The organism is Cronobacter sp. JZ38 (assembly GCF_008932145.1).
Classification (GTDB): domain Bacteria; phylum Pseudomonadota; class Gammaproteobacteria; order Enterobacterales; family Enterobacteriaceae; genus Cronobacter; species Cronobacter muytjensii.
Map to the genome: position 1 here is coordinate 1,907,570 of NZ_CP017662.1, position 15,767 is coordinate 1,923,336.

At 57.6% G+C, this 15,767-nt stretch carries 15 protein-coding genes; 14 read left to right on the forward strand and 1 reads right to left on the reverse strand.

Annotation, left to right across the window (positions count from 1 at the left end; all coding sequences use genetic code 11):
* The first annotated feature begins 5 nt into the window (after positions 1 to 5).
* The 3 genes from araH to otsA all read left to right on the forward strand — a co-directional run bounded on the left by araH (position 6) and on the right by otsA (position 3,368).
* Positions 6 to 986: an arabinose ABC transporter permease AraH gene (araH, locus tag BJP61_RS09020; protein WP_007769772.1), complete on the forward strand. Its 981-nt coding sequence runs from the start codon at positions 6 to 8 to the stop codon at positions 984 to 986.
* Between the two features lie 176 nt (positions 987 to 1,162).
* Positions 1,163 to 1,969 carry a trehalose-phosphatase gene (gene otsB / locus BJP61_RS09025; protein WP_075192472.1) on the forward strand — a complete coding sequence of 269 codons (807 nt, stop codon included), beginning with the start codon at positions 1,163 to 1,165 and terminating at the stop codon, positions 1,967 to 1,969.
* Complete coding sequence (gene otsA, locus BJP61_RS09030; protein WP_075192473.1) at positions 1,944 to 3,368, forward strand: alpha,alpha-trehalose-phosphate synthase; 1,425 nt, start codon at positions 1,944 to 1,946, stop codon at positions 3,366 to 3,368. Before otsB ends, otsA begins: the two co-directional genes overlap by 26 nt.
* Positions 3,369 to 3,413: 45 nt before the next feature.
* On the opposite strand, the gene uspC is transcribed toward otsA, so the two are convergent.
* A complete protein-coding gene (gene uspC / locus BJP61_RS09035; protein ID WP_038862269.1) occupies positions 3,414 to 3,836 on the reverse strand; it encodes a universal stress protein UspC in 423 nt (140 codons plus the stop codon).
* A gap of 816 nt (positions 3,837 to 4,652) precedes the next feature.
* On the opposite strand from uspC, the gene flhD reads away from it, so the two are divergent.
* The 11 genes from flhD (at position 4,653) to BJP61_RS09090 (ending at position 15,728) form a co-directional block, all read left to right on the forward strand.
* Positions 4,653 to 5,003: a flagellar transcriptional regulator FlhD gene (gene flhD / locus BJP61_RS09040; RefSeq protein WP_015741652.1), complete on the forward strand. Its 351-nt coding sequence runs from the start codon at positions 4,653 to 4,655 to the stop codon at positions 5,001 to 5,003.
* 3 nt (positions 5,004 to 5,006) lie between these two features.
* The gene (flhC, locus tag BJP61_RS09045) at positions 5,007 to 5,588 is read left to right on the forward strand and encodes a flagellar transcriptional regulator FlhC (protein WP_038862271.1); all 582 of its coding nucleotides are present in this window, start codon (positions 5,007 to 5,009) and stop codon (positions 5,586 to 5,588) included.
* Between the two features lie 131 nt (positions 5,589 to 5,719).
* Positions 5,720 to 6,607 (forward strand): flagellar motor stator protein MotA, encoded by an 888-nt coding sequence (gene motA / locus BJP61_RS09050; protein WP_038862274.1) that lies wholly within the window; start codon positions 5,720 to 5,722, stop codon positions 6,605 to 6,607.
* Positions 6,604 to 7,533: a flagellar motor protein MotB gene (gene motB / locus BJP61_RS09055; RefSeq protein WP_038862275.1), complete on the forward strand. Its 930-nt coding sequence runs from the start codon at positions 6,604 to 6,606 to the stop codon at positions 7,531 to 7,533. The genes motA and motB overlap by 4 nt, the downstream gene beginning before the upstream one ends.
* A 10-nt stretch (positions 7,534 to 7,543) precedes the next feature.
* On the forward strand, positions 7,544 to 9,556 hold the full coding sequence (cheA, locus tag BJP61_RS09060; RefSeq protein ID WP_171999284.1) for a chemotaxis protein CheA: 2,013 nt from the start codon (positions 7,544 to 7,546) through the stop codon (positions 9,554 to 9,556).
* Positions 9,557 to 9,584: 28 nt separating this feature from the next.
* Positions 9,585 to 10,088 (forward strand): chemotaxis protein CheW, encoded by a 504-nt coding sequence (cheW, locus tag BJP61_RS09065; protein WP_007719446.1) that lies wholly within the window; start codon positions 9,585 to 9,587, stop codon positions 10,086 to 10,088.
* Positions 10,089 to 10,492: 404 nt separating this feature from the next.
* Positions 10,493 to 11,059: a spore coat protein U domain-containing protein gene (locus tag BJP61_RS09070; RefSeq protein WP_038862278.1), complete on the forward strand. Its 567-nt coding sequence runs from the start codon at positions 10,493 to 10,495 to the stop codon at positions 11,057 to 11,059.
* Positions 11,060 to 11,082: 23 nt separating this feature from the next.
* A complete protein-coding gene (locus BJP61_RS09075; RefSeq protein WP_217703617.1) occupies positions 11,083 to 11,634 on the forward strand; it encodes a spore coat U domain-containing protein in 552 nt (183 codons plus the stop codon).
* A gap of 19 nt (positions 11,635 to 11,653) precedes the next feature.
* Positions 11,654 to 12,409, forward strand: coding sequence for a molecular chaperone (locus BJP61_RS09080; protein ID WP_075192474.1), 756 nt, complete (start codon positions 11,654 to 11,656; stop codon positions 12,407 to 12,409).
* A complete protein-coding gene (locus BJP61_RS09085; RefSeq protein ID WP_171998175.1) occupies positions 12,388 to 14,778 on the forward strand; it encodes a fimbria/pilus outer membrane usher protein in 2,391 nt (796 codons plus the stop codon). The genes BJP61_RS09080 and BJP61_RS09085 overlap by 22 nt, the downstream gene beginning before the upstream one ends.
* Complete coding sequence (locus tag BJP61_RS09090; protein WP_075192476.1) at positions 14,775 to 15,728, forward strand: spore coat U domain-containing protein; 954 nt, start codon at positions 14,775 to 14,777, stop codon at positions 15,726 to 15,728. The genes BJP61_RS09085 and BJP61_RS09090 overlap by 4 nt, the downstream gene beginning before the upstream one ends.
* The last annotated feature ends 39 nt before the right edge of the window (positions 15,729 to 15,767 follow it).

Genomic DNA, 15,767 nt, shown 5'->3' on the forward strand with positions numbered 1-15,767 from the left:
AAATTATGTCATCACTAACCACATCCGGTGCGCCGAAGTCCTCATTCTCCGTGGGTCGCATCTGGGATCAGTACGGCATGCTGGTGGTCTTCGCCGTGCTGTTCCTCGCGTGCGCTATCTTCGTGCCGAACTTCGCCACCTTTATCAATATGAAAGGCCTCGGTCTCGCTATCTCCATGTCCGGGATGGTGGCCTGCGGTATGCTGTTCTGCCTCGCCTCCGGCGATTTCGACCTTTCGGTGGCGTCAGTTATCGCCTGCGCGGGCGTGACCACGGCGGTGGTCATCAACATGACCGAAAGCCTGTGGCTTGGCGTGGCGGCAGGTCTGTTGCTCGGCGTCGCAAGCGGGCTGGTTAACGGCTTTGTTATCGCGAAGCTTAAAATCAACGCGCTTATCACTACGCTCGCCACGATGCAGATTGTGCGCGGCCTTGCGTATATCATCTCTGACGGTAAAGCGGTGGGCATCGAAGACGAAAGCTTCTTTACCCTCGGCTATGCTAACTGGCTTGGGCTGCCGGCGCCTATCTGGCTGACGGTGGCTTGCCTGATTGTGTTTGGTTTTCTGCTCAATAAAACCACGTTCGGGCGCAACACGCTGGCGATTGGCGGCAATGAAGAGGCCGCGCGGCTCGCAGGCGTGCCGGTTGTACGCACCAAAATCATTATCTTCGTGCTCTCCGGGCTGGTGTCCGCCGCGGCAGGCATTATTCTCGCTTCGCGTATGACCAGCGGTCAGCCGATGACCTCTATCGGTTATGAACTGATTGTCATCTCCGCGTGCGTATTGGGTGGCGTTTCTCTGAAAGGCGGCATAGGAAAAATCTCGTATGTTGTCGCGGGTATCCTGATCCTCGGCACTGTCGAAAACGCCATGAATTTACTCAATATCTCGCCCTTCGCACAGTATGTGGTACGCGGTCTGATCCTGCTGGCAGCAGTGATTTTCGACCGTTATAAACAAAAAGCGAAACGCGTCGCGTAACGTTTTTTCCTGCCTGTTTCCCCCCGCAAAAACGCTTTCCGACCTGTTTTTCAGACAGGCGGAAAGCGTTGCCGAATGGCGACACTCGTCACACTGTCTATACTTACACGGTCAGTAAAACTATCAGATAACCTCAGGGTTAGCTGTTTAACCCGCAAGGAGAGGAGGAAACACTGGTGGCCGAAGAGTTAGCTGTACCGCCCGTAGACCGCGAAAATCTTGCCTTTTTTTTCGACCTTGACGGCACGCTTGCCGATATCAAGCCGCATCCCGATCAAGTGTTCATCCCTTCCGATGTTCGTCGCCTGCTGCAAAAACTCGCCGACATGAATAACGGAGCCCTGGCATTGATTTCAGGACGTTCCATGACGGAGCTGGACCAACTTGCCGCGCCGCACCATTTTCCGCTGGCCGGGGTCCACGGGGCCGAGCGTCGTGATATCCGTGGTCAGCATCATGTCGTGACGCTGCCGCAGACACTTGTCGCGCATCTGCATCAGCAGCTGGAAGCGGCGCTGGCAACGATGCCAGGCACCGAACTTGAGGCAAAGGGAATGGCTTTCGCGCTGCATTATCGCGGCGCGCCGGAGTATGAAGAAGAGATTATGGCGCTGGCGGAAAGCATTGCGAGCGAACATAAGCAGCTGGGTCTGCAACCGGGTAAATGCGTAGTGGAGTTAAAACCGCTGGGCATTAATAAGGGCGCGGCTATCGAGGCATTCATGAATGAAGCGCCGTTCGCAGGCCGCGTGCCGGTTTTTGTCGGTGATGACCTTACCGACGAAGCCGGGTTCTATATCGTGAACCAGCTTAATGGCATTAGCGTGAAAGTCGGGCAGGGGGATACCCAGGCGAAATGGCACCTCGCCGATGTCCCGTCCGTTCACGCCTGGCTGGAACACGTTGCTCAACATCAAGAACAAGAAAAAAAAATTTTGAATAAAAGGAGAGAAGGCTATGAGTCGCTTAGTCGTAGTATCTAATCGTATTGCCCCGCCGGATGATAAAAAGAGCAGCGCAGGGGGCCTCGCGGTAGGGATACTGGGAGCGCTGAAAGCAGCAGGCGGCCTGTGGTTTGGCTGGAGCGGTGAAATCGGCAATGAGGATGCCCCGCTTAAAAAAGTCACCCGTGACAATATTACCTGGGCGTCATTTAACCTGAGCGAGCAGGATCACGACCAGTATTACAATCAGTTCTCCAACGGCGTATTGTGGCCTGCGTTCCACTACCGTCTGGATCTGGTGAATTTCCAGCGCGAAGCCTGGGAGGGCTATCTGCGCGTCAACAGCCTGCTGGCGGATAAACTTAAGCCGCTGATTGAGCCGGATGATAACCTGTGGATCCACGATTATCATCTGCTGCCATTTGCAAGCGAACTGCGCAAGCGCGGCGTCAATAACCGCATCGGCTTCTTCCTGCATATCCCGTTCCCAACCCCGGAAATTTTCAACGCGCTGCCGACCAATACCGAGCTGCTGGAGCAGCTTTGCGATTACGATCTGCTGGGCTTCCAGACCGAAAACGATCGCGTCGCTTTCCTGGACTGCCTCGCGATGCAGACGCACCTTTCCACCAACAGCGATGGTGAACACACCGCCTACGGTAAAACGTTCCGCACAAAGGTTTATCCGATTGGTATCGAGCCGGAAGAGATAGCGCAGGCGTCCGCAGGCCCGCTGCCGCCGAAGCTTGCCCAGCTCAAAGCCGAACTTGCCAGCGTGAAGAACATTTTCTCGGTAGAGCGTCTCGACTATTCCAAGGGGCTTCCGGAGCGCTTCCAGGCCTTCGAAACGCTGCTTGAGAAATACCCGGAGCACCACGGTAAAATCCGCTACACCCAGATTGCGCCTACGTCGCGCGGCGATGTGCAGGCGTATCAGGATATCCGTCATCAGCTGGAGACCGAGGCCGGGCGTATCAATGGCCGCTACGGTCAACTCGGCTGGACGCCACTCTATTACCTCAATCAGCACTTCGATCGTAAGCTGCTGATGAAAGTCTTCCGCTATTCCGATGTCGGGCTGGTAACGCCGCTGCGTGACGGGATGAATCTGGTCGCGAAAGAATACGTGGCCGCGCAGGACCCGGAAAACCCCGGCGTGCTGGTACTGTCGCAGTTCGCCGGCGCTGCCAATGAACTGACCGCCGCCCTGCTGGTTAACCCATACGATCGTGATGACGTGGCGGCGGCGCTCGACCGCGCGCTGAAAATGCCGCTGGCGGAGCGTATCGCCCGTCACAGCGAGATGCTGGAGATTGTCCGTAAAAACGACATCAACCACTGGCAGGAGGCCTTTATCCAGGATCTAAAGCAGATAGCGCCACGCAGCCCTGAACGTGAACTGCAACAGAAAGTGGCGACCTTCCCGAAACTGGCCTGATGGCCGTCTCTGCGCCCGGGCACGCCGCCCGGGCGCAACCCTTCGTTAATCCAGCGCCACCAGCAGAAGATCTCTCCTGCTGGCTGCCAGCACGCTTTTCGCCGAACAGACCGCCTTGCTGAAGAAACTCTGGTTGTGGTTACCGCAAATGACCAGGTCAATGTCATTTTTTTCACATATATCGTGAATATATTCTCCGAGTTCGCCGCTCGCGATGATGGTCTCTTCAATCGGGTATCCCGCTGCGGTTTTGAGGGCCTCAAGGAAGGTGTGCGTCTCCTCAAACATGACTTCACGCAAATTTTCGAGCATCGGAGCCGACATTTGATTAAAGAGTTCCGGATCTGTGGCGATAGTAATAAGGGAGACTTTGCCATTAACAGGTTTCACCAGGGAAACGGCGCGGTCGAGAAGGCGGTGGCTTTCCGGCGTGACGGCCACGGCAACCAGCACATGCGAGTAGCTCATAGAGATATCCTTGTCACATAAGAGAAAACAGCAGGGAACAGTGATGATCTTATAGCAGGACAACGACGCCCATAATGGGCGCAAGGACGAAATTTGAACGGCACAGCGGTTCATTTAAATACATTAGGTATTCTAATCAAAAGAATATTCAGGCTCTTATTCCTTCCTTGTAACATTTTGTAACACAGTTGCGCACCGCGACTTATTACAAATCCGACCACTTTCCCTTCGGCGACGCATGATTAGCACGCTTGCGAATATTTAAGTTAACTTACTGATTTTAAATATTAAGTTGATTTAAGTACTCCCCCGCGAGTACTGTTTCTTTTATAGTGACCCTCGGTAACCAGGCAGGGTTAAATAATTGCTGTCAGAAAGTATAACCGGGCGCTACATGGCAGTGTAGAGGGAGTGAATATTCGGAATTTTACGCATTGCTATCCGCCCGATTGGTTCTTTTTTGAACAAAATAAAAGCGATTCTGATGTTTTTTTGGTGACTTTTTCCGAAAATGTGTGATACTCGTCACACTTTTTCCAAAATCTTTTCATCTGCACATTGTGTGAATGATGTCCGCCGAGTACGATTTGCTCGATTTAGGAAAAATCTTAAGTAAGTGTAAGGAAATGATGAAAGGCGTGCACGGAGCCTGCCAGGGATAACTCGAATTTGACGGGGATAATCACCACCGACAAGTCTGGTTTCACCGATGCATTTTGGCCGTAACGATTTATTTTTTTACCGGGATTTGCCCGGCGACATCACGGGGTGCGGCTTCGCCGCTTGAAAATAATAGTTTGTTATTGGATGGGAAAAATGCATACATCCGAGTTACTGAAACATATTTATGACATCAACCTGTCATATCTGTTACTGGCCCAGCGCTTGATCAGTCAGGATAAAGCGTCTGCGATGTTTCGTCTGGGAATCAGCGAAGAGATGGCGTCCACGCTTGGCGACCTGACTCTTCCGCAAATGGTGAAACTGGCTGAAACCAATCAGCTCGTCTGTCAGTTCCGCTTTCAGGATCATCAGTCGATCACGCGTTTAACGCAGGAATCACGCGTTGACGATCTGCAACAGATTCATACTGGTATTCTGCTCTCCACGCGTCTGCTCAACGAGGCCAACGGCACCGAAGACGTCGCTCGGAAGAAAAGGGCGTAATTTATGACCGACAAGAGCATTGTTCAGGAAGCCCGTGATATCCAGCTCGCCATGGAACTCATTACCCTTGGCGCACGTTTACAGATGCTGGAAAGTGAAACGCAACTTAGCCGCGGTAGACTCATTAAACTTTATAAAGAGCTGCGGGGCAGCCCGCCGCCAAAAGGTATGTTGCCCTTTTCCACGGACTGGTTCATGACCTGGGAACAGAACATCCACGCCTCGATGTTCTGTAACGCCTGGCAGTATCTGCTGCGCACCGGGTTATGTTCAGGCGTTGACGCGGTTATCAAAGCGTACCGTCTGTACCTGGAGCAATGCCCGCAAGAAGACGATGCAGGCCCGCTGCTGGCGCTCACCCGCGCCTGGACGCTGGTTCGTTTCGTGGACAGCGGAATGCTTGAATTATCCCGTTGCAACAGCTGCGGCGGCAATTTTATTACCCATGCACACCAGCCGGTTGGCAGCTTCGCGTGCAGCCTGTGCCAACCGCCATCTCGCGCCGTAAAAAGACGTAAACTTTCGCGAGATGCTGCCGATATTATTCCACAACTGCTGGATGAACAGGTCGAACAGGCCGTTTAACCGGATAGGTGTGGAAAACCACTCCAGCAGCGGCCCAAAAGGCCGCTGCTTTTTTTTTCCTAACTTAAACCGGCAACGTTTTCTGCTCACCTGAACGTCCTCGCCATAGCCAACAGCGGAAGGATGATGTCGTGCTGATTTTAATAGGTTACCTGGTCATTCTGGGAACGGTTTTCGGTGGCTACATGATGACCGGAGGCCACCTTGGTGCACTCTATCAACCCGCCGAGTTAATTATTATCGGCGGAGCGGGTGTGGGTGCGTTTATCGTCGGTAATAACGGAAAAGCGATTAAGGCTACGGTGAAAGCGCTGCCGCTGCTGTTTCGCCGTTCCAAATACACCAAAAGTATGTACATGGATCTGATGGCGCTGCTGTATCGCCTGATGACCAAATCGCGCCAGCAGGGGATGTTCTCCCTGGAGCGCGATATCGAGAATCCGAAAGAGAGCGAGATCTTCACCAGCTACCCGCGCATTCTGGCGGACAACACCATGCTGGAATTCATTACCGATTATCTGCGCCTCATCATCAGCGGCAACATGAACACGTTTGAGATTGAAGCGCTGATGGACGAAGAGATCGAAACGCACGAAAGCGAAGCCGAAGTGCCGGCCAACAGCCTGGGGCTGATGGGCGACTCACTCCCGGCGTTCGGTATCGTCGCGGCGGTTATGGGCGTGGTGCACGCGCTGGCGTCTGCGGACCGTCCGGCGGCGGAGCTCGGCGCGTTGATCGCCCACGCGATGGTGGGGACGTTCCTCGGCATCCTGCTGGCTTACGGCTTTGTGTCGCCGCTCGCCACCGTGCTGCGCCAGAAGAGCGCCGAAACCACCAAGATGATGCAGTGCGTGAAAGTGACGCTGCTTTCCAGCCTTAACGGTTATGCGCCGCCGATCGCCGTCGAGTTTGGCCGTAAGACGCTCTACTCAAGCGAGCGTCCGTCCTTCACCGAGCTGGATGAACACGTTCGCGCGGTGAAATCGCCTAATCAGCAGCAGGTGACAGAAGACGCATGAAAAACAGCAACCACCCCGTCGTTATCGTAAAAAAGCGCAAGCATAAAGGGCACGGCGGCGGTTCGCACGGCTCCTGGAAAATCGCTTACGCCGACTTTATGACCGCCATGATGGCTTTCTTTCTGGTGATGTGGCTTATCTCCATCGCCAGTCCGAAAGAGCTGACGCAGATTGCGGAATATTTCCGCACGCCGCTGTCAGCCGCCATCACCGGCGGGCAGCGTATCGCTGATAGCCAGAGCCCGATTCCGGGGGGTGGAGATGACGTCACGCAGTCGCAGGGCGAAGTGAAAAAAGCGCCGAACATCGACGAGCTGAAAAAACGCATGGAGCAAAACCGGCTGAAAAAACTGCGCGGCGATCTGGATCAGCTGATCGAAGCCGACCCGAAACTGCGCGCGCTGCGTCCGCATCTGCGTATCGACCTGGTGCAGGAAGGGCTGCGCATTCAGATTATCGACAGCCAGAACCGGCCGATGTTTAAAACCGGCAGCGCCGAAGTGGAGCCCTACATGCGCGACATTCTGCGCGCTATCGCGCCGGTGCTGAACGGGATACCGAATAAAGTGAGCCTGTCAGGCCATACCGATGACTTCCCGTACGCCAACGGCGAACGCGGTTACAGCAACTGGGAACTCTCGGCAGACCGCGCCAACGCGTCGCGTCGCGAGCTGGTTGTCGGCGGGCTTGATGATGGCAAAGTCCTGCGCGTGGTCGGCATGGCCGCCACGATGCGACTGGCGGAAAAAGGCGCGAATGAAGCCCTCAACCGCCGGATAAGTTTGCTGGTGCTCAACAAGCAGTCGGAAGATGCCATCGTGCATGAAAACGCCGAAAGCGAAAATGAGTCACTGAGCGTTTTACAACAACCGGGCGCCGTCCCCCCGGCCTCAAACCCAACACCGTCCGAACCGGTTACGAGGTGATAGCGTGAGTATGGATATTAGCGATTTTTATCAGACATTTTTCGATGAGGCCGACGAACTGTTGGCCGACATGGAGCAGCATTTGCTCGATCTGGTGCCCGAAGCGCCGGATGCCGAACAGCTAAATGCCATATTCCGCGCCGCGCACTCCATTAAGGGCGGAGCGGGGACCTTTGGCTTCACCATCCTGCAGGAAACCACCCATCTGATGGAAAACCTGCTGGATGAAGCACGTCGGGGTGAAATGCAACTTAACACCGACATCATCAACCTGTTTTTGGAAACCAAAGATATTATGCAGGAACAGCTTGACGCTTATAAAAGCTCTCAGGAGCCGGACGCAGCCAGCTTTGAATATATCTGTCAGGCACTGCGTCAGCTGGCGCTCGAGGCCAAAGGCGAAGCGCCTGCGGCCGCGGCGAAACTCTCTGTTGTCGAAACAGAAACCGCAGCCCCAGCACCGGCCGCAACCACGGATGGCGGCAAGCTGCGCATCAAACTTGGCAAACTCAAAGGCAATGAGACCGAACTGTTGCAGGAGGAACTCGGCAACCTCGGCACCTTAAGCCAGATTGAGAAAGCGGACGATCACCTGATAGCGACGCTCGAAACCAGCGCCAGCGCGGATGACATCACCGCGGTGCTCTGCTTCGTCATCGAAATCGACCAGATTGAATTCCTGCCGCTGCCGGCCGCCGAGCCTGCGCCTGCCGCCCCGGCAGAGCCAGTGGTTCAGGCTACGCCTGCGCCGACGGCACCGGTCGCCGCGCCGGTCGCCAAAGCGCCTGCCGCCAGCGCCCCGCGCGCCGAGCAGAACAAACCGGCCCGTGAAAAAGAAAACACCAGTATTCGCGTGGCGGTTGAGAAAGTCGACCAGCTCATCAACCTCGTTGGCGAGTTGGTTATCACTCAGTCGATGCTTCAGCAGCGCTCCAACGAGCTTGATCCGGTCACTCACGGCGACCTGATCACCAGCATGAGTCAGTTACAACGTAACGCCCGCGATCTGCAGGAATCGGTCATGTCCATCCGTATGATGCCGATGGAATATGTCTTTAGCCGCTTCCCGCGTCTGGTGCGCGACCTGGCGAGCAAACTCGGCAAGCAGGTGGAACTGACGTTGCAGGGCAGTTCCACGGAACTCGACAAGAGCCTTATCGAACGCATTATCGACCCGTTAACGCACCTTGTGCGTAACAGCCTCGACCACGGGATCGAATCGCCGGAAAAACGTGACGCCGCAGGGAAATCCCCGGTGGGCAACCTGATCCTCTCCGCAGAGCATCAGGGCGGCAACATCTGTATCGAAGTGACCGACGACGGCGCGGGCCTTAACCGCGAGCGTATCCTTGCCAAAGCGATGTCGCAGGGCATGGCCGTCAGCGAAAGCATGACCGATGACGAAGTGGGCATGCTCATTTTCGCCCCGGGCTTCTCCACGGCCGAACAGGTGACCGATGTGTCTGGTCGCGGCGTCGGCATGGACGTGGTGAAACGTAATATTCAGGAGATGGGCGGCCATGTGGAAATCGCCTCCCGTCAGGGCCAGGGCACGACTATCCGTATCCTGCTGCCGCTGACGCTGGCGATCCTCGACGGCATGTCGGTTAAGGTAAACGAAGAAGTCTTTATTCTGCCGTTGAACGCGGTAATGGAATCGCTGCAACCGCGTGAAGAAGATCTGCATCCGCTGGCAGGCGGCGAGCGCGTACTGGAAGTGCGTGGCGAATATCTGCCGCTGGTGGAGTTGTGGAAAGTCTTTGATGTGCAAGGGGCCAAAACCGAAGCGACGCAGGGCATTGTCGTTATCCTGCAAAGCGCCGGTCGCCGTTATGCACTGCTGGTCGATCAGCTGATTGGCCAGCACCAGGTGGTGGTGAAAAACCTTGAGAGTAACTATCGCAAGGTGCCGGGTATTTCGGCCGCCACGATTCTGGGCGATGGTAGCGTGGCGCTGATTGTCGATGTATCCGCGCTGCAAAGTTTAAACCGTGAGCAACGTATGGCGCAGACCGCCGCCTGAAGCCACTATCGTAGAAAAGGTAAGTAATATGACCGGTATGAGCAACGTCACTAAACTGGCCGGCGAGCCGTCTGGCCAGGAGTTCCTGGTATTCACCCTGGGCGACGAAGAATATGGTATCGATATTCTCAAAGTGCAGGAAATTCGCGGTTACGATCAGGTAACCCGCATAGCGAACACGCCGTCTTTCATCAAAGGCGTCACTAACCTGCGCGGCGTGATCGTGCCTATCGTTGACCTGCGCGTGAAGTTTGAGCAGGGCGATGTGGAATATAACGAAAACACCGTGGTTATCGTACTGAACTTCGGCCAGCGTGTGGTGGGTATTGTGGTGGACGGCGTGTCTGACGTGCTGTCCCTCACCGCCGATCAGATTCGCCCGGCGCCGGAATTCGCTGTGACGCTCTCCACAGAATACCTGACCGGCCTCGGCGCTATTGGCGAACGTATGCTGATTCTGGTACACATTGAGAAGCTGCTCAACAGTGAAGAAATGGAACTGATTGACAGCGCAACCGCCCGCGTGGCGTGACAACAAGAAAAGCAGTGGCACGGGGCGCGAAAGCGCCCCTTTTTTTGCTTTCTATCATCCGGCTGAACGCAAACCCAGGGCCGGGCTGCCTGTTATATGCCCGCCACCGGGGGGGCATTTCGCGGTTTACGCCCGTCCGCGGCGTGATGTAGATCACATAATGGGTAATATATCATTTGCTATTTACATTTTAAGTCCGCGATATCTTTTTAAGCATTTGATAATAAATCGTTTTTATCCCTTCTCACGGTTCATCACCGACACGTTTAACAACTTTTGTGATGTTTTGAAACATAAACTAAATTTCAGTTTAGCGTCTCGTCTGACGTGCTGCGTTCCATGAGCAGGCCGCCATCCCGGCCAGGCAACGCGTCGATTCCGTTCTGAGTTTGAGGATAAACACGATGAAAACACGTCTTATTGCTGCTATTTTCGGTGCCGGCATGATGGTGACCGCGCCAGCCAGCCACGCGGTCACCAGCAGCGGGACTATCGGGGCAACCTTAACGCTGACTAATGGTTGCCTGATTAACGGCTCCCCGAGCCAGAATGGGATCAACTTCGGTACCCTGAACTTCGGGACCAGTCCGGCGACCTTCTCCACATTGACCACTCAGCTTACGGGCGCGGGCGGCGGCAACACCTTCTCCATCCAGTGCACCACGCCGGAATACACCGTTCAGATCACGGGCAGCACCAACCAGGCGCCGGGCACCATTGTCGGCACGCCAGGCACACCAGGCCGTTATCTCATTAACACTACCAATACCGGGCAGGGCGTGGCCTACAGCCTCTACAGCGACAGCGCCTTCCAGAACGTTATCGCCAATAACACCGCCATTCCGGTCGCCTCTACCACTGGCGGGGTGGATAACTACACCATCTACGGCCGTATCCAGGGCGGCGGCAACAGCGTGACCGTGGTGCCGGGCACCTATACCGACACGATTAACGTCAGCGTGACCTACTAAGCGCCAGCAGGGCGGGCATGAGGATGACGGGCAGCCGGGCGCGGCTGCCCCTGGAGAGCGCTGTGCGGCGAATTCAATGGAGTGCGATCGGTTTGACGCTTGCCCTTAGCGGCGCGGCGCACGCTATCACGACACAGTCGTTTCAGGTCAGCGCGACCATCGCCGCCGGGTGCTCCGTAACGACCGGCAGCGGCGGCACATTTGGCACGCTGAACTTCGGCACCCGCAGCGGCGTGGAAAGCGCGCGCGTCAGCACAAGTTTTGTCCCGTCCTCTTCACTGCTCCTCGCCTGCACGCCAGGCGTGGCGCTCAGCATGAGCATCGACGGCGGGCAGAACTACGGCTCCTCGGTGCGTAATCTGGTGCGCGGCGGCGGCACCGAACGGGTGCCGTATCGGCTTTACACGTCAAGCTCGCTGAATGCGGCGAGTGAAATCGGCGTCAATCAGGCGGTTTCCATCGCCTACAGCAACAGCAATAACATTTCGCTGCCGATTTTTGGCGCAGCGCAGCTTACGGGCTTCAGCCCCGCCGGAGCCTACACCGACAGGCTTACGGTGACATTATCATGGTGATACAGGGAGAGCAGACACGATGCATCTCGCAACGTCTCTCAGGCGGTCCGGACTGGCCGCCGCGTTTTGGCTGATGACAGGCAGCGCCTGGGCGGCCGGCAATATGCTTATCTGGCCCATCGATCCTTACCTCGCGCCGGACGACAACGCAGCGGAATTGTGGATACAGAATCAGGGTGCCACGCCAATGACGATGCAGGTGCGCATCGTGCGCTGGCGTCAGGAAGGCGGCAACGAGCGTTACCAGCAACAGCAGGATGTGGTGGCAAGCCCGCCTATCGTGCGCATCGACGGCAATAAGAAACAGCTCATCCGCCTGATTCGTCAGGCCGCAATCCCGGCGGGCGTCGAGCAGGCGTATCGCATCGTGGTGGATGAAATTCCTCAGCCCACCGAGCCTGGCAAACCGCAGCTGGGGCTGAAACTGCAAATGCGCTATTCGATTCCGCTCTTCGCCTACGGGCAGGGCGTCGCCACCCAGCGCGCGGGCGCGCATCACGCGTTTTTGCAGCCAGAGAATCTGTCGTGGCGGGTGGTCAGGGATAATGGCCAGCCGGCCATTGAAATCACCAACCGCGACCAGATCCACGCCCGCATCAGCAAAGTGACGATACAGCAGGGTGGCCAGCGGCGCACGCTGGCGGAAGGATTGCTGGGCTATGTGCTGCCCGGCCAGACGCGCGTATTCCCGCTGCCCGCAGGCATGCCGCAGCCGACCCAGCTTAGCGCCTCCGTTAATGCCCGTGAGGCGAAATGGCAAGCCGCCGCCCGGTAAGCGGTCGGGGGGTGCTAATCAGCCTGCTTTGCGTCGTCTCTCCCGCCGTTAGCGCTCTGGAGGGCGACGACGCGCTGCCGCCGCCCCCGGACGCGCAGGCCATCGACCGCCAGGCGGTGTTCCATCTTTCGCTGGTGGTCAACTATTACGATACCGGGCTGGTCGTGCCGGTGACGCGGCGTGACGGCGCGATGTGGGTCTCATCGGCGGATCTGCAACGCGCCGGGCTGCCGGGCGATAAAATTCCGCCGGGCGATGTGAATGTCGCGTCGCTCCCGCAGGTCAAAAGCCGCTATGACAGCGTCGGACAGCGGCTGTTGCTGACGGTGCCCACCGACTGGGTGCCGTCGCATACCGTGGCGCTGGGCGAGCAGGAGCGCCGGGTGCGTCCGCGCGCCAGCAACGGCGCGGTGCTGAATTACGATTTTTACACCAGCGACACCAATAACGGCCTGCGCCAGGCCTCGCTGTGGCACGAGATGCGCCTGTTCGGCAACGCCGGTTCGCTCTCGTCCACCGGGGCATTGCGCGAAGTGTTTCGCGGCTATCCGGGTCAGGATGAAGGCTATATGCGCTACGACACTACGTTTAACCGCACTAACGACGATAACGCCTGGAGCTGGTCGCTGGGCGATGTGATAAGCGACAGCCTGAGCTGGAGCAACAGCGTGCGCATGGGGGGTATCACCGTGGGCCGCGACTTCTCGCTGCGTCCCGATCTCATTACGTATCCGCTGCCCGCTTTTTCCGGCGAGGCGGCGGTGCCTTCAACTGTCGATGTGTTCATCAACGGCTACCGCTCCGGCTCCACCGAGCTTGCGCCAGGCCCGTTCACGCTCACCAATCTGCCTTATATCAACGGCTCCGGCGACGCCGTGCTGGCCACCACCGACGCCCTGGGCCGCCAGGTCTCCACCACGCTGCCGTTTTATGTGGCAAGCGAGCTGCTGAAGCCTGGCTTAAGCGACGGCTCGTTCAGCGCGGGCGCGCTGCGTCGCAACTACGGCGTGACAAATTTCGATTACGGCCCGGCGGCGGCGAGCGGCTCCTGGCGCTACGGCGTAACTGATTTCTGGACGCTGGAAACCCACGGCGAGGCGGCGGAAAAACTGACGCTCGGCGGCGTCGGGTCGCTGGTTAAACTCGGGCGTTTTGGCGTGATAAACGGCGCGGGCAGCTGGAGCAACATGCGCGACAACAGCGGGCAGCAGTGGAACTGGGGCTATCAGTACAATACGGCGGGCTTTAGCCTTTCGACGCAGCAAACTCGCCGCACGCGCGGTTTCGGCAACCTGGCGCTCTACGATCAACCCGTACGCTACGATCAGTATCAGCAGCCTATCGTCACCTTAAGCCGCGAAACCACGCAATATGCGCTGACGCTCAATATGGGCGCGGCGGGTAGCGTCGGCGCGGCGTGGCTGGACGTGCAGTCGTTCAACCGCGACCATACCCGGCTGCTGAACCTCTCCTGGAACAAAACGCTATGGAACAGCAGCCTCTACCTCGCCGCCAGCCACGACTATGAAGACCGTGACTGGACCTTCGCGCTCTCGCTGCAAATTCCGCTTGGCGAGCAGAGCTCGGTCGCGCTCAGCGCCGAAACCACGCCGGAGAGCGGCACCACGCAGCGCGTCAACTACAGCCGCGCCATGCCGAGCGACGGCGGCTTTAGCTGGAACCTGGCCTGGGCGAACCAGTCGCGCGACGACAACTATCAGCAGGCGACGCTCGGCTGGCGCAATAATCATGTCGAGATGCAGGGCGGGATCTACGGGCAGACCAAAAACTTCACCCGCTGGGGCGAGGCAACCGGCTCGCTGGTGACGCTGGATGGTTCGCTGTTCGCCGCGAATCAGATCAACGACGCCTTCGCCGTGGTCAGCACGCAGGGGCAACCGGGCGTGACGGTAAACTTTGAAAACCAGCCGATAGGCGAGACCGACGAAGACGGTTATCTGCTGGTGAGCGGGGTGACGTCGTACTACCCGGCGACCTACAGCATCGACGCGCTTAACCTCCCGGCAGATACCCGCATTCGCGAGACCGAACGGCGCCTCGCGCTGCGGCGCAACAGCGGCTATCTGGTGACCTTCCCGATGGAGCAGGAGCGGGTGGCGAGCGTCATCCTGCATGATGAAAACGGCGAGCCGCTGCCGGTCGCAAGCCAGGTACAGCGCGCCGACCGGGCTACCGCTGTGGTGGGCTACGACGGCATCGCGTGGCTCGAAGATATTGGTGAGGTTAATCTGCTGCGCGTCGTTAAACCGGACGGCAAAACGTGCAGCGTGACCCTGACGGTCGGGGGCGCCCGCACGCATCGCCTGGAAACCTATGGTCCGCTTATTTGTCGCGAGGTTGCGCCATGACTCGTCTGCTGCTGGTCGTTGTTCTGTTGCTCTCAAGCCTGCCGGCGCTGGCGGCCTGTCGCGTCAGCGGCACGAACGCCGCTTACGGCAACCAGACATCCTTTGTTATCAACAGCACCGTGCAGACCACCACGGCGACGCTGACGGTAGACTGCGACTCGGTGCTCAACATTCTGAACAATGACTTTGTCAACCTGACGCTCACCGGCGCCACGACCACCTCCGGCACCCGCGCCACGCTTGGGCGCAGCGGTGACGCGACTGACCGCATCCCTTTGCAGGTCTGCGCCCAGAGCGGCTGTCCGTCCGGCAGCGAGCTTACGGTAAACGGCAGCTACCGCTGGAGCGGCCAGTCGCTGCTGAACCTTCTCACCAGCAAGCGCTACACTTTCCCTGTCTACATCCGCACGCTACAGGGGCAAAACGTCGCGGCGGGGGCCTACCAGGTGACGCTCAGCTTCAGCGTCAACTACAGCATTTGCGCGGTGGGCGTCGCGGTCTGCCTGACGCCGCAGAACGGCACGTCAACCTTTACCAGTCTGGTGACGCTCACCGTCACCAATGATTGCAGCACGATCAGCGCGCCGAACCTGAATTTTGCCAGCGCGCCGCTGGTTAAAGATTTCGCGCCCGTCTCGCAAACCATCGCCATTACCTGCACCAAAGGCAGCACGTACACCGTCGGCATCAACAATGGCAACAACGCCGTGGGCAGCGTGCGCAATATGGCGAGCGGCGCGAACCGGCTCAGCTATGAGATTTATAAAGGCAGCACCGCCAACCGCTGGGGCGTCAGCGGGGCCGAACGCTGGTCAAGCGATAGCGCCTCGCAGGTCAGCACCGACGGTCTGCTGCGATCCTACCAATACACGGCGCGAATTCTTGCCACGCAAAATACGCCGCCCGCCGGGAGTTATACCGATACGCTGGTAGTGGACGTCGCCTTCTGACGCCCCCGCCGACTAAGGCAAATTTCCTTAACACAACGA